The organism is Variovorax sp. 10N420, from assembly GCF_056394705.1.
This window is the reverse complement of the sequence record NZ_JBFTIJ010000001.1, coordinates 254,430-275,726: the sequence shown is the minus strand read 5'-3', so window position 1 is coordinate 275,726 and position 21,297 is coordinate 254,430. Positions and strand designations below refer to the sequence as shown.

Below are 21,297 nucleotides of genomic sequence, written 5' to 3'. Positions count from 1 at the left end.
TGTCAGAATGTGTCAACTTTTGATTGCTTCTTGAAGCCTATTTTGCGATTTCCACGCTTGGCGGCGAGCCTGCTTCTTTTCGGGGTCGTCCTCGAATCATCCGCCTTGACGATAGGCCGGCCCCAGGGCGCCGTCTGGATCGGCAAGCCGATCGACATGGTGATCCCGATCTCGCTGGCAGCCACCGAGGACGGAGGCTCCCTATGCCTCAACGCCGATATCTTGCAAGGGGACACGCCCATGCTCGACCGGCGAGTGACTGTATCGCTGGAATCAGGCGGGAGTCCGGGCAATTCGAACATCCGGGTGCGCTCGACAGTCCCCGTCGAAGAACCGGTCGTCACGGTGACCGTCCGCGCCGGGTGCGACACGAAGACGAGCCGGAGCTATGTGCTGCTTGCGGATGTGCCTTCGGACGTGACGCCGCCGGCTGTTGCGTTTGCCAGTGCTCGCGCCTCCGTAGAAGTGGCGACCGCACCGCGGGCATCCCTGCGCCCGGTGTCGCGTACGGCCGGCAGCGGCGGAGCGTCCGGTTCCGATGGGGCGGCGACGGGGGCGAAACGCTCTGCGGCATCGGCCGACTCGACATCCGACCGCGATCCGGCAACGTCCGCGCAGCGCAAACCAAGCGCCTCGCCCGCACCTCGTCGCGCTGCCGTCGTTCAGGCGCCGGCCGCTTCGCGTGCTGTCAATGTGGCTCAGGCATCCCCGGCTGCTCAGCCGGCGAAGGCGGCACCCGTCGCCGCAGGACCTCGACTCCAGGTGGATGCGTTGGAGCCGGAGCCGGCAAAAGACGCGGGCCTGAAATCGACCAGCCAATTGAGCTTGCCGGCCGTAGAGGATCCGACTCGCCGGGCCGCGGCCGCCGCTCTCTGGGGCGCCCTGGATCCTGCCGCCGAGCAGGCCGGGCGCGATGCCCAACGCGCCAAGGAAATGGATGCCACCTTAGCTGCCATGCGCGAGCAAACGGCGCAGAACCAGCGCGCACTGGCCGATATGCGGAGCGAACTGGCACAGGCACGCGAAAGCCAATATCGCAATCCGCTCGTCTACGCGCTGCTCCTCGCATTGTTGTTGGCTCTGGTCGGCATACTGCTGCTGTGGCGCATGTCGCGCAGGGCGGTGGCGCCCGCGTGGTGGGGTGATTCGGAATTGAAGCGTGGCGACCCGATGCCAAAGCTCGGAGCGAAGCGCGTTCGGCGGCACGGCGGTTTGCTTGACGAAGATGAGGATTTGGACCCGGATCCCGATTCGGAGCAGCATGAGCAGCCGCGCAAGCGCAGCCTCGGTGTGTCGACCTTCGGTGCCAAGCCGTTTGCCATACCCGATCAGCCGGATCAGGCCGACAGTGATTTCGGCGAGCCGCCGCATCCCTCTCGCGCCTTGGACAGCGTGCCGGCGCGGCTCGTCAATACCGAAGAACTCCTGGACGTGCAGCAGCAGTCGGATTTCTTCCTCTCGCTGGGCCAGCACGATCAGGCCATTTCGGTTTTGCGGGAGCACATCGAAGCCAACCCGGGCACCAGTGCGCTGGCGTACCTCGACCTTTTGCGGATCTACCATGCGCTCGGGCGCGAGGACGACTACGCCGGCGTCGCCGAAGAGTTCGAGCGGGCATTCAATGCCGACGTGCCCGCATTCGAGAATTTCACGGATACGGGCAAGGGCCTCGAACATTATCGAAGCGCCCTGGCGCGCATCGAATCGCAATGGCCTGCGCCGAGCACTTTGGCCTTTGTCGAAGAACTGATCTTCCGAAAGCCCGGTGTCCACGAGGACGGGGCCTTCGATCTTGCCGCCTACCAGGAGCTTCTGCTGCTCTATTCCCTGGCCAAGGAAGTCATCGAACCCGCGAGCGCGCCGCCGGTCCTGGTCACGCCGCAGGCGTTTGCGGACACCTATGGGCATGATGGCGAGCTGACGGCGACTGCGCCTCTCGGCCCGGAAACGGAGCCGCCTGCAATAGAGGACGGTCCTGTCCTTCCGCCGTCGATCTATGGGTCGATCGACGAGCGTTTGCAACATGACACCGTGCTGATCCCGGATGCACCGGCGACGCTGCCGGCAGACGTCGATGCTCCGGCGCCAAGGCCAGAGAGGCCTCCGCTTGAACTCGATCTTGCCGAATTCGACAAAACGGCTTACGAGACGATGCCGACGCCGCTCGAGCAGCCCAAGGCGCCGCCAGCGCCTTCGACCGACCCGCATCTGATCGACTTCGAACTCTTCGATCCGAGCACCGAAGCGGAAATCGCCCCGCGCCCGATCATCAAGCGCTGAAAGCGGGGGCGCGCCGCTGCGCCTTTTCGACGGCGATGCTGAGCGCAATGGCAAAGAGCATCGTCGCAAAGCCAACCCAGCTCATCCATGCGGATTCGTCGTTAGCGAGGAGCCAGCCTCCGGCTGCTGCACCGATGGCCTGACCGATGTAGATCCCTGAACTGTTCAGTGCGACCGAGCCAGGCGCAAGCGAAGGCTCGAGCGACACCAGGCGCGCCTGTTGCGCCGAATTGGTCGCGAAGCAGCCCAGCCCCCATGGCGTCAGCAGCAGCGCTAGCCACGCCAGCGTGACGCCGAGCGGCCAGAGCAGCAAACTCAAAGCGATCAACGCCGTCGTCAGCAAGACCATGCGCGGTGGCCCCACACGGTCGATGTAGCGGCTGACGAGCACGTTGCCCACCACGCCGCAAGCGCCGAACCATGCCCACATGAGACCCTGTTGAGTGGCGTTTGCACCCAGCTGCTGCTTAAGCAGCGGGGCGAAATAGCTGAACAAGACAAACTGGCCGGACCCCTGCAGCGCGGTGACGCACACCACACCCATCAGCAAAGGACTTTTGAGCACACGGCCCCACGACTCGCGCGACAACGCAGCGGGTCGAATGCCGGAGGGCAGTTGCCGCCAGACCCAGATGGCGCTCACGAGCGACAACATCGAGATCAGCAGGAATGCGGGCCTCCACCCGAAATGGCCGCCTATCAGCGCGCCGATCGGAAGCCCCAGCACCGACGCCATCGACCATCCGAGAAAGACGAAAGTGACGGCACGCCCGCGTTGTTCGTTCGGCACCAGGAGACCGACACAAGCGGCTGCCTGCGGCGTGAAGATGGCTGGCGCCACCACCGTCAACATCCGGACGACAAGCAGTCCGACGAAGTTCGGCATCAGGGTCGCAACAAGGTGCCCGCCCGCGTACCAGAGCATCGTGCAGGTCAGCAACACGCGGCGATCCCACCCGGCGACAACGGCGGCAAGCAACGGAGCCCCGAGACACATCACGACCGCCGCGGCGGTGATCAACTGGCCGGCGGTTGCAGCGCTGACCTGCAGTGATGCACTGAGCTCATTGAGCGTTCCGGGCACGACCATCACGCCCGTGCCGATCACGAAGTTGCCAGCCAGCAGGGACCACAGCGCGGCCGACGGTGCCGACTGTCTCAACGCCGGACCTGCAGCGCGCCAGGATTGACGATGTTGGTCGGATTGCCCTTGATGAAGCTGACGACGTTGTCGAAGGCTTGCCCGAAGTACATCTCGTAGCTGTCTTGCTCGACATAGCCGATGTGTGGCGTGCAGATGCAGTTTTCGAGGCGGAGCAGCGCGTGGCCTTGCAGCGGCGGCTCGCTTTCGAACACATCAATGGCGGCGAGGCCAGGCCGACCACGATTGAGCGCAGCAAGAAGAGCGTCTTGCTCGACAAGCTCCGCGCGCGACGTGTTCACGAACAGCGCCGTCGGTTTCATGCGCGACAGGTCTTCGAGCGTCACAAGCCCCCGCGTCTCTTCCGTCAGCCTCAGGTGAACCGACAGGACATCGGCCGCGGCAAAGAAGGTGTCTCGGTCCGATGCGACCTGGAAGCCGTCGGACCTTGCCTTGGCGCAGCTTTGCTCCCGGCCCCAGATGACCACCTGCATGCCGAAAGCCTGCCCATAGCGAGCGACCAATTGGCCGATGCGACCATACCCCCAGATGCAGAGCGTCTTGCCCTTGAGCACCGAGCCCAGGCCGAAGTTCGGAGGCATCGACGCCGACTTGAGGCCCGACTGCTGCCAGGCGCCGTGCTTCAGGTTGCTGATGTATTGGGGCAGCCGGCGCATGGCGGCCATGATCAGGGCCCAGGTCAGCTCGGCCGGGGCCAGCGGCGAGCCCGAGCCTTCGGCGACGGCGATGCCGAACTCGGAACAGGCATTCACGTCGACGTGACTGCCGACGCGACCTGTCTGGGAGATGAGTCTCAGCTTCGGCAGCTTTTCGATGAGTTGCCTGGAGATGTTGGTGCGCTCACGGATCAACACAATCACTTCGGCATCCTTGAGGCGGACCGAGAGTTGCCCGATGCCCTTGACTGTGTTGGTGTAGACCTTGGCCGCATAAGCGTCGAGCTTGGCTGCGCACTTGAGCTTGCGCACCGCGTCCTGATAATCGTCGAGGATCACAATGTTCATGGCGTGCCATTGTGCCTCGCACCGCCCACGTGCTGTGTCGGCGCACTGCCTGGCCTCCGCTTATCTTGAACAATTTTGCGGCGAGAGCAGCGCGCTTGCGGGCTTCTCTGCCGTCAATGCAGATGAGCGCGAAGGCCTGGCGACGGGGGAGAGGCGGCGGCCTCGAGTGCTACGAGCCTGTCGAGCTCGGCGCATACGTCCGCCATGCGGCCGGAAATCACCACCCGGCCTGGATGGCGACCGGTTTGCTGGGCATCGACCATCCGCACGACTCGAAGCGGCCGTGCCGCCGAGCTCGGCGCATCCTCGCGAGTCGCCGGACTTTGGCGCAACCCGCAGCTTGGCCGAACCCCGACATAGCGCAAGCCCGCCGTGCTGATGTGGCTTGACCGACGCGTTGGCATCCATCGGCTGGCCAATGTCTGCAGAGGCGAGATCAGGTCGACGATGCTAAGAAGAGCGATTCCCATGTGAACTCCAGAAAAGTCAGAGATTGAACATAGGCAGGATTGCTTTCATTGGCCACGACAGGGTGATGGCACTACGCCATACGCCCGCCACCTGTCGCGGCCGTCAACGAGGCGAACACGGGTGCAGGCCGAGTTCGCTTGCAGGATGGTCGAAGGGTTACATCAACATCGTGTTGCGGATCAGTCCGACAGCGAGGCCTTCGATCTCGAAGGGCTCACCCGGTTGAACAACGATGGTGGGGTAGTCAGGGTTTTCGGCGTGCAGTTCGATGACTTGCTTGTTGCGCTTGAGCCGTTTGACAGTGACCTCATCGCCCAGGCGGGCGACCACGATCTGGCCGTTGCGGGCTTCCTTCGTGGCCTGCACCGCCAGCAGATCGCCGTCCATGATGCCGGCGTCGCGCATGGACATCCCGCGCACCTTGAGCAGATAGTCGGGTTGCCGCTGGAACAGCGTGTTTTCGACATAGTAGGTTTGGTCGACGTGTTCTTGAGCCAGGATCGGCGAGCCGGCTGCCACTCGGCCGATCAGCGGCAGCGCGAGTTGTGCCATACCCGGAAGGGACAAGGAAAATTGGCTGTTTCGGGACTCGTTGAGCGCGCGCAATGCATCGCCCTTGAGGCGGATACCGCGCGACGTGCCACTGACGAGTTCAATCACCCCCTTGCGCGCGAGCGCCTGCAAATGCTCTTCGGCTGCGTTGGCAGACTTGAAGCCCAGTTCAGCCGCGATCTCTGCGCGAGTGGGAGGCGCACCGGTGCGCGCGATGGCGCTTTGGATCAAATCCAGAATCTGCTGCTGGCGGGCGGTAAGCTTGACTGCGAACTGCATGTGGGCTCCTGAAGGAACTGGCTGAATATCCAGTACCTGTATTTTTAACCAGTTTTCTGTGGTTGGCAAGTCATGAATGAAATCAAACAAGGCGACGAGCGCATCCGCAAGGTGATCGTGCTGGGAACAGGCGGCACGATCTCAGGCCGCGCCGAGTCTTCGGCCGACAACATCGGGTATACGGCCGGCCAAGTGGGCGTCGAGGAACTGCTGGGTGGAATCAAAGCGCCGGCTGGCGTGGAACTCGCGGCCGAACAGGTGGCGCAGATCGACAGCAAGGACATGAGTTTTGCAATCTGGCAGAAGCTCGCGCAGCGGTGTGTGCACTGGTTGGCGCAGCCCGATGTGTCAGGGCTCGTCATCACCCACGGAACCGATACGCTGGAGGAAACCGCGTATTTTCTGCATTCCGTCATTGCATCCGCATCGGTGAAACCTGTGGTGCTCACGTGCGCGATGCGGCCCGCCAGCGCGCTGGTGCCGGACGGTCCGCAGAATGTGTGCGACTCCATCGTCGTTGCGTCCACCCAGGGCGCGCGCGGTGTCGTGGCCGTCTGCGCCGGGGCCATGCACGGTGCGGTCGACGTCCAGAAGGTGCACACGTACCGGCTCGATGCCTTCGCCTCCGGCGATGCCGGACCGTTGGGTTACGTCGAGGAGGGGAGTGTTCGACTAGTGCGGACATGGCCGGCCCCCGCGCCAGCCGCCCACGAGGTCTTCAGTCGCGTGGTTGCCGCGCGCAAGTGGCCGCGCGTCGAGGTCCTGATGAGCCATGCGGATGCGCGCGGCAGCATCGTCGATGCCTTGGTGCGAGAGCGTGAGTTGGGGTCATCCGAAGTGCTTGATGGGCTCGTGCTTGCCGCCACCGGAAACGGAACCCTGCATCACGCCCTGGAAGCCGCTGCTTTGCGGGCTCAGGCCGCGGGCGTGTCGGTCGTCCGCGCTACGCGCTGTGCGCAGGGGCGCATCTTGCCAAGACAGAACGAGCTTCTTCGGGATGCAGGCGCACTGACGCCGGTCAAGGCGCGCATCGAGCTCGTGCTGGAGCTGCTGGCGGGGCGGCCATCGCCATGAAGATCAGGAGCTCAGTGCAGCCAGCGCGCGCTGAGTGATGTCGTCCACCGTTCCGACACCGCTGATGGAGCGGTACTTGGGTGCCGCAGCCGGGTCGGATTTGGCCCACTGCGAGTAGTAGTCGACCAGCGGCCGCGTCTGCTGGCTGTAGACCTCGAGCCGCTTGCGAACCGTCTCTTCCTTGTCGTCTTCTCGCTGGATCAAGTCTTCGCCCGTCAGGTCGTCCTTGCCGATGACCTTGGGCGGATTGAACTTCACGTGGTAGGTGCGGCCAGACGCCGGGTGTGAGCGGCGACCGCTCATGCGTTCGATGATGTCGGAAAAAGGAACGTCGATTTCAAGCACGTAGTCGAGCTTGACGCCGGCCGAGCGCATCGCTTCGGCTTGGGGGATCGTCCGTGGAAAGCCGTCGAAGAGAAACCCTTGGGCGCAATCGGGCTGCGCGATGCGTTCCTTGACGAGGTTGATGATGAGATCGTCGCTCACCAGCGCGCCCGATGCCATGACGGACTGTGCCTGCAGGCCAAGCGGCGTACCGGCCTTGACCGCGGCGCGAAGCATGTCGCCGGTCGAGATTTGGGGAATGCCGTATTTCTGGCAAATGAAGGCCGCTTGCGTGCCCTTGCCCGCACCCGGGGCGCCCAGCAAAATCAGTCTCATGGTGTCCTCGGAAGGTTTTTCGATTTATGTCGCGCCATGCTGCCTCCCATAGGATTTCCCAGGCGGAATTGCGGCGAGGATAGCATGCGCTCCCCCCGCTAAAACGAAGCTAGCCAGCAGCGAGAAGGGCGCGAACTCGCGCGAGATCCTCTGGCGTATCGATCCCGGGGCCGGGAGCATCCGAGGTGATGTGGACAGCGATGCGATGACCATGCCAGAGCGCTCGAAGTTGTTCGAGGGCTTCGGTGGTTTCGACGGGCGCAGGAGGCAGGCCCGGAAACTGCCGGATGAATCCAGCGCGGTAGCCGTAGATGCCGATGTGCCTCAAGGCCGGCGGCGACGTCGGCACTGCTTTCGGCCCCAGCGCCGCGAAGCCGTCGCGCCACCAGGGGATTGGGGCTCGGCTGAAGTAGAGCGCATAGCCCTTGGCGTCGAGCACGGTCTTGACCACGTTGGGATTGGCGAATTCCTCGGGCGAATCGATCGCGTGCGCCGCGGTGCTCATCGCTGCGTCGGGATGGTCCGCCAGAGTTCGTGCGACCGCGTCGATCAACGTCGGCTCGATCAACGGTTCGTCGCCTTGCACGTTCACGACGATGGCGTCGTCCGCGAGGCCGAGCTGCGCGCACGCCTCGGAAAGGCGATCGCTTCCGCTGGCGTGATCGGTGCGAGTCAGCAGCGCCTGCACGCCATGCGCCGCGCATGCGGCAATGATGCGCGGGTCGTCTCCCGCCACCACGACGCGCTGGGCGCCTGATACCAAGGCGCGCTGGGCAACGCGCACGACCATGGGCAGCCCGGCGATGTCAGCCAGCGGCTTGTCCGGCAGTCGGGTCGATGCGAGCCGGGCGGGGATCAGGACGACGAACGCCGCGTTCAATTCAGCCCGCCCGGTCAAAGGCCCAGCTCTTCGTCGGAAAGCGTCCTGGCTTCCGCTTCGAGCAGCACCGGAATACCGTCGCGCACCGGATATGCGAGGCGTGCGCTGCGCGAGACCAGCTCCTGCTTCTCAGCGTTCCAAGTGAGGGGCCCCTTGGTCACGGGGCAGACGAGCAGTTCAAGCAGCTTGGTGTCCATCGCGCGATGATAGCTTTGCGTCCAGCGCTGCGAAGAACGCATCCGACGTTTCGAAGACGAGCGGTACCGCCAATGCGTCGGGCACTTTGCACCAGAGCTTTACGGCGTCCTTTTCGGTGCAGAGCAGCGTGCGGCCGGTCGCGGGCGCATTCCAGTTGTCGAAATCGTCATGGTCCGGAAGTGCGATGCATTGTTCGAGGTGCAAGCCCCGCTCGCGCAGCATGTCGAAAAAGGCTTCTGGCTTGGCGATCGCCGCCACCGCGTCGAGATTTTGGTATTGAAGATCGCTCAGCGGAATCGTCGTGCCGTCTTTTCGGACGGCGTAGTCGGCCAGCATTCGCCGTGCAGTGAAGCCGTCGAACGCCGGCCGGCCGCCCGTGTGAAGCACCAAATCGCAATGACGCGGCCACTTTTCGCGCAAAGGTCCAGCGGGGAGCAGCCATCCGTTTCCGATGCCCCGGTCATCGAAAACGCAAATCTCGACATCGCGAGCCATGGCGAGATGCTGCAGGCCGTCGTCGCTCACGATGACCTCGGTGGTCGGATACCGAGCCAGAAGCGCGATCGCCGCGTCAACGCGCCGCCGTGCAACGAAGACCGGGACTCGCGTCGAGCGCCGGATCAGCGCGGGTTCATCGCCGACGTCACGAGGATGGCTGTCATCGAGGACTTCCCGGCAATCGTCGGTGACTCGCCCATGGCCGCGCGATACGACACCGGCGTGGATACCGCGCGTTTGAAGATGCCGCACGATGGCCATCACCGCAGGCGTCTTGCCGGACCCTCCGGCGATGACATTGCCGACGACCACCACGGGCACGCCAACTCGTGTGGTTCGCAGGATTCCGAGTCGATACAGGCAGCGCCGGAGCCCGGTGATCGCACCATACAACTGCGACAGCGGCCACAGCAGCCGTGCGAGCGCTCCGCGTTGCAGCCAAGCCTGCCGCAACGACGCCAAGGCTATCGTCCCGCCTGCGCGGCTGACTGTGTTGCGAAGGTGATCTGTATCAGACCCGCCCGGCGCGCCGCTTCCATGACGGTGATCACGGACTGGTGGGTTGCGCTGGCGTCGGCGCTGATGATCACGACGCGGTCCGTTGCTCCGCCGGTGGCAGCGGCCAGCGCCGCCGCTACGCCTTCCACGCTGCGGTCCGGCAGAACGCTCTTGTTGATCGAGTAGCGCCCATCGGACGACACGGCCACGATCAGTTCCTTCGGGTAGTCGCGCTGCGCTTCCGCATCCGCGACCGGCAGGCGCAACTGCATCTCGGTGAACTTGCTGTACGTCGTGGACAGCATCAGGAAAATCAACACGACCAGCAGGACGTCGATGAACGGAATCAGGTTGATCTCCGGTTCCTCGCGCGAGCCGTGGCGAAAGTGCATTCTCATCGGCGCAGCGTGTTCAGATGGCGTGCAAAGCGCTCGCCCGAGAGCTCGAGGTTCAGCAGGTATTCGTCGACCCGGCTGCGGAAGTAGCGCCAGAAAATCAGCGCCGGAATCGCAATCATGAGCCCGAACGCGGTGTTGTAGAGCGCAATCGAGATGCCATGCGCAAGCTGCGCCGGGTTGCCGGATCCGACGGCGCCGCTGGAGACCGACTGCGCGCCGAAGATCTCGATCATCCCGATGACGGTGCCGAGCAGGCCCAGCAACGGTGCAGCCGAAGCAATGGTCGCCAGGGCGGGCAGATAGCGTTCGAGGCGATGGGCGACCACGCGCCCGGCCGCTTCCATCGACACGCGCAAGTCATCTTCGCTGGAGGTCGGGTTGACATTGAGCGCACGAAAGCCCGCAGCAAGCACTTCGCCGAGGCCGGAATTCTTTTCGAGCTTGGTCACAACATCAGGGCCGGGGATCGCGCTGCGCGACACCGCGATAGCTTCGTCGAGCAGCTTGGGAGGCAAGACCTTGGAAGTCTTCAGGCTGGCGAATCGCTCGATGACGAGTGCCAGGCCGACGATCGAACAAGCGAGCAAAGGCCAGATCGGCCAACCCGCAGCAACTATGATGGAAAACAAGAATTCCTCCGGCCCATGGACTGCAAATGCGCGGCGATTATCCACCTTGCTGACCTGTATTCCGGCGCGGCTCCCGTGTAGGTGAGGGCGCACAGAATCTGTGGATAACTTTGTGATTAACGGCCTGGGCAACTCGCCCGAACCCGCACCAGATGGGCCTTCCCTTAAATCGAGCGATATTTGAGCACCGCTTTCTTCATAAAAATCAATGACTTGCACGGGAACATGCGCCCGCGCTGTGCATGGATGAGTTGTCGCAGCGACCTCCTGCCCGGTTGTGGAAGGTTTTCGCTTGTCACGCAGGTGAGGCATGAACGGACGTGAGCAAACACCTGCGGCCGGCGGGCGCGTCTGGGCGGTCGGAGCACTTTGCCGGGCCGTCGCCGATGCCTTGGACGCGCGCTTCAACCCAGTCTCAGTGCGCGGAGAAATTTCCGGCTTCTCGCGCGCCTCCAGTGGCCACTGCTATTTCTCTCTGAAGGACGAAGCAGGACAGTTGCGTTGCGCGATGTTCCGTCGCGCGGCGAGCCTGCTGGACTTCTCGCCGCGCGACGGCGACCAGGTCGAAGTGCGCGGTCGGCTCGCGGTGTATGAGCCGCGCGGCGATCTCCAACTGGTGGTGGAAAGCCTGCGTCGCGCAGGGCAGGGCGCACTCTTCGAGCAGTTCCTCCAGCGCAAGGCCAAACTGGAAGCGGAAGGCCTCTTCGATCCAACTCGAAAGCGAGCGTTGCCGACGATGCCGCGCACCATCGGCCTGGTCACCTCGCTGGGCGCGGCAGCGCTTCACGACGTCGCTACGGCACTGCGCAGGCGCGTACCGCAAATTTCGGTCGTGCTGGCACCGGCCGCTGTGCAGGGCGCGGGCGCGCCGGGCGAACTCGTGCGGGCACTGCAGTCGCTGTATGCCGTGGCACCGCAAGTGGACGTGATCCTGCTGGTGCGCGGGGGTGGTTCCATCGAGGATCTCTGGGCCTTCAATGACGAGTCGCTTGCGCGCACCATCGTGCGCAGCCCTGTCCCGGTGATCAGCGGTGTCGGGCATGAGACCGACTTCACCATCGCTGATTTCTGCGCGGACGTGCGCGCGCCAACGCCGACTGCGGCTGCCGAAATGGTCGCCGCGCCGCGCGATCTGTGGTTGGACGCCCTTGAACTGCTGGAAGACCGACTCCGCGGAGCGACCCTGGCGCGGCTGGATGCTTCGAACCAGCGGCTCGATGTGACGGCGGGCCGGCTCGGTCGCCCCTCTGAGCTGGTCGCCCGGCAACGATTGCGGCTCGCGCACCACGCCCAGCGGCTGCACTTCGCAGTGCTGTCGCGGATGGACCGGCTCGGACAGGCGCAGCAAGCCCTGGAAGCCGGACTTCCCATAAAGCTGCACGCAGCATTGGACCGGCAGCATCAGCATCTCAACCGCGCTGCGCTGCGTCTGCAATTGCTCGATCCGGCTCTGGTGCTTCGACGGGGGTATGCGTGGCTCACCGATGCGCAGGGACACGCCGTCACCAGTGTCGAGGACCTCGCCCCTGGCGACGATGTCCGTGCGCAGCTCGCAGATGGGATTGCCGAATTGACCGTGTCGAAGACCGAAACGAAAGGAAGGCGTCCGACGCCGAGTGTCTGATTTCCTTTCTAGAATCGTCCGTCCCACAACCAACCCCGAGAGCTACAACATGGAACACGTTCTTCCTCCTCTGCCATACCCGATGGACGCGCTGGCGCCCGAGTACTCCAAGGAAACTCTCGAGTACCACTACGGCAAGCATCACAACGCCTACGTCGTGAACCTGAACAACCTGCAAAAGGGCACGGAGTTCGAGAACATGACGCTCGAGCAAATCGTGAAGAAGTCCAGCGGCGGCATCTACAACAATGCAGCGCAAACCTGGAATCACACGTTTTTCTGGAACTGCATGAAGCCGTCCGGCGGCGGCGAACCCAGCGGTGCGCTCGCCAAGGCCATCGATGCCAAGTGGGGTAGCTACGCAGCCTTCAAGGAAGCCTTCGTCAAATCTGCCGTGGGCAACTTTGGCTCAGGCTGGACGTGGCTGGTGAAGAAGCCTGACGGCACGGTGGACATCGTCAATACGGGCGCCGCCGGCACGCCGCTGACGACCGACGACAAGGCGCTGATGACGGTCGACGTCTGGGAGCACGCGTACTACATCGACTATCGCAACTTGCGTCCGAAGTTCGTCGAGACCTTCCTCGCCAAGCTGGTGAACTGGGATTTCGCAGCGAAGAACTTCGGTTGATCCAGGGTCTTCGCACACAACGAGAAGCCGACCTCCGGGTCGGCTTTTTGTTGGGTACGAGCGGTTTGGAGTCTCAGCGCTTCTGGGTGAACAATTCCCCGCCGAGCTTCGTTCCTTCCTTGATGTTCTTGCGTGCGAACCATCCCTGGTTCATCTCCAGCACGAAGCGCACCGGTTCCTTCGAGCAATGCGAATCTTCTGTCATCGGCTTCATGTCCGCCAGATTCACGATGCGCCCATCTTCAGCCACGAAGGCGGCCGTCAGCGGCAGCAGAGTGTTCTTCATCCAGAAGCACTGCGTGGCGGGTTGTTCGAAGACAAAGATCATTCCTTCCGCCTGCGGCATGTCCTTGCGGAACATAAGCCCGATCTCGCGTTGCGTCGGCGTGTGCGCGACTTGCGCGTCGATTTGATACATGCCGGCGGTCAGCCTGACTCGGGGAAGATTGCTTTGTGGCCTTTGTGGCTCTTGCGCGTGCGCAAAAGTCACCAGCGAGACTGACAACAGAAGAAACGAAAAAAAACGCTGAAACATGGATCGACTTTCACGATGGCGACGCAAACAAGAATGCCCGCGCTATGCGGGCATCGACCAATTGTTCTTTGAGCTTACCTCTTAACCCCGTCAAATTGCTGTCGTGGACCTGACGTCCGCGACAGGGCGTTGCCGGCGAAAAAAAAGCGCTCCCGAGGAACGCTTTTCCGATTGGGAGCAATCCCGATTATTGGGGGGTGCCGCCTTGCGGGTTCATCTTGCGAACGTTGCCGTGGCGATCGCGGCGACGATCGCTGCGGGTGTCGGCGCGAGCCTGGCCAGCGGCCGTGGCCTTGCTCGGCACCACGCCGACGGCTTCGGAGGAGTTGCGTTGATCGCCGCCCTGCGGACGAACTTCACCTTGCGGCTTGGTCGAGCGGCGCTCTTGCGCGCGCTGTTGCGGCTTGGTGTTAGTCGGAGGGGCGGCTTCTTGCGAGGTCGAGGCGCCTTGGGCGTATGCGCCAGCTGCTGCGAACAGGCCGGCCATCATGACTGCGAGAACTTTACTCATTACAAATTCCTCATTGGAAATGGTTGAAAACGCCTCCCGGCCAGCAGAAGGTCAGCCAACAACGGCGCCCATGCGGCGGCGGTTGACAGACTCCTCAGGCTCCTCCGGTTGCGTCTAAAATTCTAAAGCTATCCAGCGGCCCGGCAGTTCAGTGTCTGCCAGGCTTTTACGCTTTTACGCAACGCGGAGTTTTCGTCTTCATGTCCAGCTACCAGCACATCAAAGTTCCGGCCCAAGGCCAGAAGATCACTGTCGATGCGGACAATTCGCTCAATGTGCCCGACCAGCCGGTCATTCCGTTCATTGAAGGAGATGGGACGGGGCTGGACATCACGCCCGTGATGCTGAAGGTCGTGGACGCCGCAGTTGCAAAGGCGTATGGCGGCAAGCGCAAGATCCATTGGATGGAGGTTTTTGCCGGCGAGAAATCGACGAGGGTCTACGGTCCCGATGTCTGGCTCCCGGAAGAAACGCTTCATGCCGTTCGCGATTACGTGGTGTCGATCAAGGGTCCGCTCACCACGCCGGTCGGCGGCGGAATTCGCTCGCTGAACGTCGCCTTGCGGCAGGAACTCGACCTTTATGTCTGCCTGCGCCCCATTCGGTACTTCGAAGGCGTGCCCAGTCCCGTGAGGGAGCCACAGAAGACCAACATGGTGATCTTCCGCGAGAACTCCGAAGATATCTACGCGGGAATCGAGTTCGAAGCCGAAAGTGAAAAAGCAAAGAAACTCATCAAGTTCCTGCAGGATGAGTTCGGCGTCAAGAAGATTCGCTTTCCCAATACTTCGGGCATTGGCATCAAGCCGGTCTCGCGTGAAGGCACCGAGCGGCTGGTTCGCAAAGCCATTCAATACGCCATCGACAACGACAAACCGAGCGTGACCGTCGTACACAAAGGCAACATCATGAAATTCACGGAAGGCGCCTTCCGTGACTGGGCGTACGGCTTGGCTGCCAAGGAATTCGGCGCCGAATTGATCGACGGCGGCCCGTGGATGCGCTTGAAGAACCCAAAAAACGGCAAAGAAATAACCATCAAAGATTCGATTGCTGACGCGTTCCTGCAACAGATTCTGCTTCGTCCCGCCGAATACAGCGTGATTGCCACTCTGAACCTGAACGGTGACTACGTTTCCGACGCTCTGGCTGCGCAAGTCGGCGGGATTGGAATCGCGCCCGGCGCGAATCTGAGCGACACGGTTGCAATGTTCGAAGCCACGCATGGGACCGCCCCCAAGTACGCCGGCAAGGATTACGTGAATCCCGGTTCCGAAATCCTCTCGGCCGAAATGATGCTGCGGCACATGGGATGGAAGGAAGCTGCGGACCTGATCATCAGCTCCATGGAAAAATCCATCGAAAGCAAGAAGGTGACGTATGACTTCGCCCGCCTGATGGAGGGCGCCACCCAGGTGAGCTGCTCCGGGTTCGGGCAGGTGATGATCGACAACATGTAATTTAGTTGTCTGAAGCGAGCTTCGACGCCTCGCCTCACAGAGCCCCGGGCCGCAAGGTGCCGGGGCTTTTTCGTTGCCGGGAAGGCACGAGGCTTGCATGAAGGCAGCCGCACTTCCGCCGCATCCATCTTGAATGTCACAAAGCTGGCACCAGTTGTGCCACTACAGCGAGTGCAACGCGCGGCTGCTCTATAAAATGATTTTCATGGCTACCAGAATCCCCTCGACCCCAAAGACGCCGCCGGCCACAAAGCCGGGACGGGACGATGGCGACTCGGTCGTTCTAGAACGTCGGCCGCAGAAAACCGCCCCGCCCCAGATGTACCAGGTCGTGATGTTGAACGACGACTACACGCCGATGGAATTCGTCGTCGTCGTGATCCAGGAGTTCTTCAACAAGGACCGCGAAACCGCGACACAGATCATGCTGAAGATTCACCTCGACGGTCGTGGCGTGTGCGGTGTCTACTCCCGCGACATGGCAGCTACCAAGGTCAATCAGGTCATGGAAGCGGCCCACCAGGCAGGGCACCCACTTCAATGCGTCAGTGAACCGGTTGAATAAATCACTCTCCAACCCATCTGACAAATTATTTACAGCAAGGCAAAAGGAAATCACATGATTGCCCAGGAACTGGAAGTCAGCTTGCACATGGCTTTTGTCGAAGCCAGGCAGCAGCGCCACGAGTTCATCACGGTGGAGCACCTGCTGCTCGCTTTGCTGGACAACCCGAGCGCCGCGGAGGTCTTGCGCGCCTGCTCGGCAAACGTCGACGACCTGCGCGCGTCGCTGACCAATTTCATCAAGGACAACACGCCACAGGTCGCGGGTACCGACGATGTCGATACCCAGCCGACACTGGGTTTTCAGCGCGTGATCCAGCGCGCCATCATGCATGTGCAGTCCACCGGCAACGGCAAGAAGGAAGTCACCGGCGCCAACGTGCTGGTCGCGATCTTCGGGGAAAAGGATTCGCATGCTGTCTACTACCTGCATCAGCAGGGCGTGACGCGTCTCGACGTGGTGAACTTCATCGCGCACGGCATCAAGAAGAGCGATCCGCCGGAAGCTGCCAAGGGCAGCAGCGATGCGTCTTCTGGCGAAGGCGAGGAGGGCGGCGGCGAGAAGAACGAGAAATCTTCTCCGCTGGAGCAATTCACGCAAAACCTCAACCAGCTTGCCAAGGAAGGCAAGATCGATCCGCTGATCGGCCGCGAGTACGAGGTCGAGCGCGTGATCCAGATCCTGTGCCGCCGGCGCAAGAACAACCCGCTGCTCGTGGGTGAGGCTGGCGTGGGCAAGACGGCGATCGCCGAAGGCCTCGCCTGGCGCATTACGCAAAACGACGTGCCGGAAATCCTGGCCGAGTCGAACGTGTATTCGCTCGACATGGGCGCACTGCTGGCTGGGACCAAGTACCGCGGTGATTTCGAGCAGCGCCTGAAAGGCGTGCTCAAGTCGCTCAAGGACAAGCCGAACGCGATTCTGTTCATCGACGAGATTCACACGCTGATCGGTGCGGGCGCGGCTTCGGGCGGCACGCTCGACGCGTCGAACCTGCTCAAGCCCGCGCTCTCGAGCGGACAGCTTAAGTGCATCGGCGCGACCACCTTCACCGAGTACCGTGGCATCTTCGAGAAGGACGCGGCCCTGTCGCGTCGCTTCCAGAAGGTCGACGTGGTCGAGCCGACGGTGCAGGAAACCGTGGACATCCTGAAGGGGCTGAAGTCGCGCTTCGAGGAGCATCACGGCGTGAAGTACGGCGTGGCTGCATTGCAAGCGGCAGCGGAGCTGAGTGCCAAGTACATCAACGACCGTCATCTGCCTGACAAGGCGATCGACGTGATCGACGAAGCCGGCGCCGCCCAGCGGATTCTTCCTGCGAACAAGCGCAAGAAGACCATCAGCAAGACCGAAGTCGAGGAAATCGTCGCGAAGATCGCGCGCATTCCCCCGGCCAACGTGTCGAATGACGACCGCGGCAAGCTGCAGACGATCGAACGCGACCTCAAGAGCGTGGTGTTCGGGCAAGACAAGGCGCTCGAAGTGCTCGCCTCGGCCGTCAAGATGGCACGTTCCGGGCTGGGTCGCGAGGACAAGCCGATCGGATCGTTCCTGTTCAGCGGTCCTACGGGCGTCGGCAAGACCGAAGCGGCCAAGCAACTTGCCTACATCATGGGCATCGAGCTCATCCGGTTCGACATGTCCGAGTACATGGAGCGTCACGCGGTGAGCCGCCTGATCGGCGCGCCTCCCGGCTACGTCGGTTTCGACCAGGGCGGCCTGCTGACCGAAGCGATCACGAAGAAGCCCCATGCGGTTCTCCTGCTCGACGAAATCGAGAAGGCCCACCCGGACATCTTCAACGTGCTGCTGCAGGTGATGGACCACGGGACGTTGACGGACAACAACGGACGCAAGGCTGATTTCCGCAACGTGATCATCGTCATGACCACCAACGCCGGTGCCGAGACGATGAACAAGGCGACGATCGGTTTCACGAACCCGCGTCAGTCCGGCGACGAGATGGCCGACATCAAGCGCCTGTTCACGCCGGAGTTCCGCAATCGGCTGGACGCGACGGTGAGCTTCAAGGCACTCGACGAGCAGATCATCCTGCGCGTGGTGGACAAGTTCCTGCTGCAGCTGGAGACGCAACTCGCCGAGAAGAAGGTCGACGTGACGTTCACCGATGGGCTGCGCAAGCATCTCGCAAAGAAGGGCTTCGATCCGCTGATGGGCGCGCGCCCGATGCAACGCCTGATCCAGGACACGATCCGTCGTGCCTTGGCCGACGAGTTGCTGTTCGGACGCCTGCAGGAAGGCGGTCGCTTGACCGTCGACCTCGACGACAAGGAAGAAGTGCAGCTGGACATCCAGCCGTTGGCGAAAAAAGAAGGCAAGGCAAAGCCGGAAGCCGAAGAAGCAGCAACTGGCTGAGGCGATACCAGCGGACCGGCAAAGCCGGTTCCGCCGTACTTCTGGTGAATGAATAAAGGTCGGTAGCATTGGGCTGCCGACCTTTTTTCTTTTTGGAACCCTTTTTCCCTTGATTCTTCCCGAGCTTAGCCAGGAATGGCGTACTGGCCTCTCGCTTGCATGGAGCGGCTACATCGCGGTGCTTTCCGTCTGGATCGTGATGCAGAAGCGGGCGCCGGTGTCGACGATGAGCTGGATTCTCTCGTTGGCTTTGGTGCCGTTCGTGGGGTTCATCGTCTATTACTTTCTAGGGCCTCAACGGCTGAAGAAGCAGCGGCTGAAGCGTCTGCGCAACCGGGCGAGCGCCCAGGCGCCGGGCGACACGGTGATGTTGCGCGATGCCGCCGAGCGCGCGCCGCCTTCGCTGCGGCAGATGGCGGCTCTGGGGACGGCTGCCTGTGGATTGCCGGTGTCCAGCGCCACATCGGCCGAGCTGCTCTCGGGCGGGGCTCGCACCTTCGATGCGATCTTCGAGGCGATTCGCCAAGCGCGCGATCACGTCCATCTCGAGTACTACATCTTCGAGCCCGACAACATCGGCACCGCGTTGCGCGATCTGCTGATCGAGCGCGCGCGCGAAGGCGTCACAGTACGGTTGCTCCTCGACGCGCTTGGGTCCAAGCGCATCGGCCACAAGTTCATGGCGCCAATGCGGGACGCGGGAATTCTCATCGCGCTCTTTCACGACACACGCATCGGCAGGCGCCTGCGTCCGGTGACCAACTACCGGACCCACCGCAAGATCGTCGTGTGCGACGGCCGCGTAGGCTTTACCGGCGGGGTCAACATCACGGATGAAGAAGACGCCCGCACCCGTGCCGACGCGTATCACGACGTGCATTTGCGCATCGAAGGGAGCGCCGTGCGATGGCTGCAGACGACCTTCATCGAAGACTGGACCTATGCGACCGGCGAGAACCCCCGAGAGATGCACAAGGACATCGGCAGCCTGCTGCCGCGTCTCTCGCAGCATGACGGCGCGGGCGACATCCCGGTGCAGATCATCACCAGCGGGCCCGACAGCGCGCTGGAGCCCATTCATCGCATTCACGTCGCAGCGATCCATGCATCGGTCCACCGGGCGTGGCTCACCACGCCGTATTTCGTCCCCGGCGAACCCGCCCTGATGGCGCTCACGAGTGCCGCCTTGCGCGGAGTCGACGTGCGGCTGCTGGTGCCGCGGCGCAGCGATTCGCTGATCGTGAGCGCGGCGGCACGTTCGTACTACGACGAACTGATTGCAGCCGGTGTGCAGGTCTGGGAATACAAGGCGCGAATGCTGCACTCGAAGACGCTGGTGGTGGACACCAATTGCGCGATGATCGGCACCGCCAATTTCGACAATCGCAGCTTCCGGCTCAACTTCGAGGTCTGCGCCGTGATTTATGGTCCGACGCTTGCCAATCCCCTGATCGCGCAGTTCGAGACCGACCTTGGCAATGCGTCCCCAGTGCACGCCCAACGCCACCAGAGCTTTCTGCGCCGCCTGGGCGATGCCTCGGCCCGTTTGTTTTCTCCCTTGCTATGACCGCTCACACTTTTCTTTGGCACGACTACGAGACCTTCGGTGCCGTGCCGCGCCGCGATCGACCTTCGCAGTTCGCGGCAATCCGCACGGACGCTGAACTCAATGAAATCGGCGAGCCGCTGATGATCTATTGCAAGCCGGCGCCCGACTACCTTCCCAGCCCCGAAGCCTGCCTGATCACCGGCATCACTCCACAGCAGTGTCTGGAGCGCGGCATCCCCGAGCATGAGTTTGCTGCGCGAATCGAGCAAGCCTTTGCGCAGCCGGGCACCATCGGCGTGGGCTACAACACGATTCGCTTCGACGACGAAGTGACCCGTTTCCTGTTCTGGCGCAATCTCATCGATCCCTATGCGCGCGAGTGGCAGAACGACTGCGGGCGGTGGGACTTGCTCGATGTCGTGCGCCTGACCTATGCGCTGCGGCCCGACGGCATCGAATGGCCGAAGAAGGAAGACGGCAGCCAGAGCTTCAAGCTCGAAGACCTCGCACGCGCCAATGGCCTGCTGCACGAGGCGGCGCACGATGCTTTGTCGGATGTTCGCGCCACCATCGCTCTCGCGCGCCTGATTCGTCAAAGGCAGCCCAAGCTGTTCGATTTCGCGCTCGGCTTGCACCGCAAGGACCGCGTCGCGACCGAACTCGGCCTGCCCGCCACCAAGGAAACCGCGCGGCCGTTTTTGCACGTCTCAGGCATGTTTCCGGCCGAACGTGGGTGCCTCGCGGTCATGTGGCCGCTGGCGAGCCATCCGACCAACCGCAATGAGCTGATCGCATGGGATCTCGCGCACGACCCGAGCGAATTGCGCGACCTGGATGTGGCGACGCTGCGCCTGCGGCTCTTCACGCGGAGCGCCGACCTGCCGGAAGGCGTCGTCCGGCTTCCTGTCAAGGGCGTGCACCTGAACAAGTCGCCGATGGTGGTCGGTAATCTTCGGACGCTCGCACCCGCCATGGCGACGCGCTGGGGCATCGATGTGGAAGCCGCCATGCGCAATGCCGCCATCGCTGCAGCGCTGCCCGACATGAGCGCGATCTGGTCGCAGGTGTATGAACGCGCGAAGGAGGGCACGCCGGACGTCGATGAAGATCTCTACGGAGGATTTGTCGGCAACGGCGACCGTCGCCGCCTGACCGAACTGCGAAGCCTTACGCCGGGCCAGCTTGCGCAGGCGCGCACCAGCTTCGACGACCCGCGGCTTGAGGAACTCGTCTTTCGCTTCCGCGCGCGAAACTTTCCCGAAACCCTGACCAGCGACGAGGCCGAGCGCTGGGAGGCGCATCGCATCGCCAAGTTGCTCGAAGGCGAGGGCGGGGCGCGCAACGTCGATGAGCTGTTCGCGGAGATCGATAGGCTCGCCGAGACGGCGGATGAACGCGCAGAGCAGATACTCGGCGCCTTGTACGAATACGCCGAAGCGATCGCGCCAAGCATTTGAGAGGGA

Annotated in this window: 20 protein-coding genes; 9 read left to right on the top strand and 11 right to left on the bottom strand. The window is 62.7% G+C overall.

The features are described 5' to 3' along the window. Positions 1–105 precede the first annotated feature (105 nt). Complete coding sequence (locus AC1DEK_RS01310) at positions 106–2,280, top strand: tetratricopeptide repeat protein (RefSeq protein ID WP_478123390.1); 2,175 nt, start codon at positions 106–108, stop codon at positions 2,278–2,280. Here the strand turns inward: AC1DEK_RS01310 and AC1DEK_RS01305 are convergent. The 3 genes from AC1DEK_RS01305 to lexA form a co-directional block, all read right to left on the bottom strand. Beyond that, on the bottom strand, positions 2,270–3,442 hold the full coding sequence (locus AC1DEK_RS01305) for an MFS transporter (protein WP_478123389.1): 1,173 nt from the start codon (positions 3,440–3,442) through the stop codon (positions 2,270–2,272). The genes AC1DEK_RS01310 and AC1DEK_RS01305 overlap by 11 nt on opposite strands. Beyond that, positions 3,439–4,446: a D-2-hydroxyacid dehydrogenase family protein gene (locus tag AC1DEK_RS01300; RefSeq protein ID WP_478123388.1), complete on the bottom strand. Its 1,008-nt coding sequence runs from the start codon at positions 4,444–4,446 to the stop codon at positions 3,439–3,441. Before AC1DEK_RS01300 ends, AC1DEK_RS01305 begins: the two co-directional genes overlap by 4 nt. Before the next feature lie 627 nt (positions 4,447–5,073). Continuing rightward, positions 5,074–5,748, bottom strand: coding sequence for a transcriptional repressor LexA (gene lexA, locus AC1DEK_RS01295; protein WP_478123968.1), 675 nt, complete (start codon positions 5,746–5,748; stop codon positions 5,074–5,076). Positions 5,749–5,820: 72 nt separating this feature from the next. On the opposite strand from lexA, the gene AC1DEK_RS01290 reads away from it, so the two are divergent. After that, the gene (locus AC1DEK_RS01290) at positions 5,821–6,822 is read left to right on the top strand and encodes an asparaginase (RefSeq protein WP_478123387.1); all 1,002 of its coding nucleotides are present in this window, start codon (positions 5,821–5,823) and stop codon (positions 6,820–6,822) included. 3 nt (positions 6,823–6,825) lie between these two features. On the opposite strand, the gene adk is transcribed toward AC1DEK_RS01290, so the two are convergent. The 6 genes from adk to AC1DEK_RS01260 all read right to left on the bottom strand — a co-directional run bounded on the left by adk (position 6,826) and on the right by AC1DEK_RS01260 (position 10,583). Then, entirely contained in the window at positions 6,826–7,482 is a 657-nt protein-coding gene (adk, locus tag AC1DEK_RS01285) for an adenylate kinase (protein WP_478123386.1), read from the bottom strand. A gap of 109 nt (positions 7,483–7,591) precedes the next feature. Next, on the bottom strand, positions 7,592–8,362 hold the full coding sequence (kdsB, locus tag AC1DEK_RS01280; protein ID WP_478123385.1) for a 3-deoxy-manno-octulosonate cytidylyltransferase: 771 nt from the start codon (positions 8,360–8,362) through the stop codon (positions 7,592–7,594). 14 nt (positions 8,363–8,376) lie between these two features. Further along, positions 8,377–8,559 (bottom strand): Trm112 family protein, encoded by a 183-nt coding sequence (locus tag AC1DEK_RS01275; protein WP_478123384.1) that lies wholly within the window; start codon positions 8,557–8,559, stop codon positions 8,377–8,379. Then, positions 8,540–9,526, bottom strand: coding sequence for a tetraacyldisaccharide 4'-kinase (gene lpxK, locus AC1DEK_RS01270; RefSeq protein ID WP_478123967.1), 987 nt, complete (start codon positions 9,524–9,526; stop codon positions 8,540–8,542). The genes AC1DEK_RS01275 and lpxK overlap by 20 nt, the downstream gene beginning before the upstream one ends. Next, positions 9,523–9,948 (bottom strand): ExbD/TolR family protein, encoded by a 426-nt coding sequence (locus AC1DEK_RS01265; RefSeq protein WP_478123966.1) that lies wholly within the window; start codon positions 9,946–9,948, stop codon positions 9,523–9,525. The genes lpxK and AC1DEK_RS01265 overlap by 4 nt, the downstream gene beginning before the upstream one ends. A 2-nt stretch (positions 9,949–9,950) precedes the next feature. Then, positions 9,951–10,583, bottom strand: a complete 633-nt coding sequence (locus AC1DEK_RS01260) for a MotA/TolQ/ExbB proton channel family protein (protein WP_478123965.1) — start codon at positions 10,581–10,583, stop codon at positions 9,951–9,953. Between the two features lie 310 nt (positions 10,584–10,893). Here AC1DEK_RS01260 and xseA point away from each other — a divergent pair, with 310 nt between their 5' ends. Next, positions 10,894–12,207, top strand: a complete 1,314-nt coding sequence (xseA, locus tag AC1DEK_RS01255; RefSeq protein ID WP_478123383.1) for an exodeoxyribonuclease VII large subunit — start codon at positions 10,894–10,896, stop codon at positions 12,205–12,207. Between the two features lie 49 nt (positions 12,208–12,256). After that, complete coding sequence (locus AC1DEK_RS01250) at positions 12,257–12,838, top strand: superoxide dismutase (protein WP_478123382.1); 582 nt, start codon at positions 12,257–12,259, stop codon at positions 12,836–12,838. Positions 12,839–12,911: 73 nt separating this feature from the next. Here AC1DEK_RS01250 and AC1DEK_RS01245 read toward each other — a convergent pair whose 3' ends face one another. After that, the gene (locus AC1DEK_RS01245) at positions 12,912–13,373 is read right to left on the bottom strand and encodes a DUF192 domain-containing protein (RefSeq protein WP_478123381.1); all 462 of its coding nucleotides are present in this window, start codon (positions 13,371–13,373) and stop codon (positions 12,912–12,914) included. A 187-nt stretch (positions 13,374–13,560) separates the two neighbouring features. Then, positions 13,561–13,884 carry a cell envelope biogenesis protein TolA gene (locus AC1DEK_RS01240; protein WP_478123380.1) on the bottom strand — a complete coding sequence of 108 codons (324 nt, stop codon included), beginning with the start codon at positions 13,882–13,884 and terminating at the stop codon, positions 13,561–13,563. Positions 13,885–14,084: 200 nt separating this feature from the next. Here AC1DEK_RS01240 and icd point away from each other — a divergent pair, with 200 nt between their 5' ends. The 5 genes from icd (at position 14,085) to sbcB (ending at position 21,291) form a co-directional block, all read left to right on the top strand. Next, complete coding sequence (gene icd, locus AC1DEK_RS01235) at positions 14,085–15,344, top strand: NADP-dependent isocitrate dehydrogenase (RefSeq protein ID WP_478123379.1); 1,260 nt, start codon at positions 14,085–14,087, stop codon at positions 15,342–15,344. Between the two features lie 205 nt (positions 15,345–15,549). Next, entirely contained in the window at positions 15,550–15,909 is a 360-nt protein-coding gene (gene clpS, locus AC1DEK_RS01230; RefSeq protein ID WP_478123378.1) for an ATP-dependent Clp protease adapter ClpS, read from the top strand. Between the two features lie 54 nt (positions 15,910–15,963). Then, complete coding sequence (gene clpA, locus AC1DEK_RS01225) at positions 15,964–18,285, top strand: ATP-dependent Clp protease ATP-binding subunit ClpA (protein ID WP_478123377.1); 2,322 nt, start codon at positions 15,964–15,966, stop codon at positions 18,283–18,285. Positions 18,286–18,394: 109 nt separating this feature from the next. After that, the gene (cls, locus tag AC1DEK_RS01220) at positions 18,395–19,852 is read left to right on the top strand and encodes a cardiolipin synthase (protein ID WP_478123376.1); all 1,458 of its coding nucleotides are present in this window, start codon (positions 18,395–18,397) and stop codon (positions 19,850–19,852) included. Further along, positions 19,849–21,291: an exodeoxyribonuclease I gene (gene sbcB / locus AC1DEK_RS01215; RefSeq protein ID WP_478123375.1), complete on the top strand. Its 1,443-nt coding sequence runs from the start codon at positions 19,849–19,851 to the stop codon at positions 21,289–21,291. Before cls ends, sbcB begins: the two co-directional genes overlap by 4 nt. Positions 21,292–21,297: the final 6 nt, after the last annotated feature.

Bases quoted from the DNA above. Each gene is read 5' to 3' on its own strand.
- AC1DEK_RS01240 (WP_478123380.1), bottom strand. From the start codon at position 13,884: ATGAGTAAAGTTCTCGCAGTCATGATGGCCGGCCTGTTCGCAGCAGCT.
- adk (WP_478123386.1), bottom strand. From the start codon at position 7,482: ATGAGACTGATTTTGCTGGGCGCCCCGGGTGCGGGCAAGGGCACGCAA.
- AC1DEK_RS01245 (WP_478123381.1), bottom strand. From the start codon at position 13,373: ATGTTTCAGCGTTTTTTTTCGTTTCTTCTGTTGTCAGTCTCGCTGGTG.
- clpA (WP_478123377.1), top strand. From the start codon at position 15,964: ATGATTGCCCAGGAACTGGAAGTCAGCTTGCACATGGCTTTTGTCGAA.
- AC1DEK_RS01300 (WP_478123388.1), bottom strand. From the start codon at position 4,446: ATGAACATTGTGATCCTCGACGATTATCAGGACGCGGTGCGCAAGCTC.
- AC1DEK_RS01290 (WP_478123387.1), top strand. From the start codon at position 5,821: ATGAATGAAATCAAACAAGGCGACGAGCGCATCCGCAAGGTGATCGTG.
- lexA (WP_478123968.1), bottom strand. From the start codon at position 5,748: ATGCAGTTCGCAGTCAAGCTTACCGCCCGCCAGCAGCAGATTCTGGAT.
- icd (WP_478123379.1), top strand. From the start codon at position 14,085: ATGTCCAGCTACCAGCACATCAAAGTTCCGGCCCAAGGCCAGAAGATC.
- AC1DEK_RS01250 (WP_478123382.1), top strand. From the start codon at position 12,257: ATGGAACACGTTCTTCCTCCTCTGCCATACCCGATGGACGCGCTGGCG.
- AC1DEK_RS01265 (WP_478123966.1), bottom strand. From the start codon at position 9,948: ATGCACTTTCGCCACGGCTCGCGCGAGGAACCGGAGATCAACCTGATT.
- sbcB (WP_478123375.1), top strand. From the start codon at position 19,849: ATGACCGCTCACACTTTTCTTTGGCACGACTACGAGACCTTCGGTGCC.
- clpS (WP_478123378.1), top strand. From the start codon at position 15,550: ATGGCTACCAGAATCCCCTCGACCCCAAAGACGCCGCCGGCCACAAAG.
- AC1DEK_RS01275 (WP_478123384.1), bottom strand. From the start codon at position 8,559: ATGGACACCAAGCTGCTTGAACTGCTCGTCTGCCCCGTGACCAAGGGG.
- xseA (WP_478123383.1), top strand. From the start codon at position 10,894: ATGAACGGACGTGAGCAAACACCTGCGGCCGGCGGGCGCGTCTGGGCG.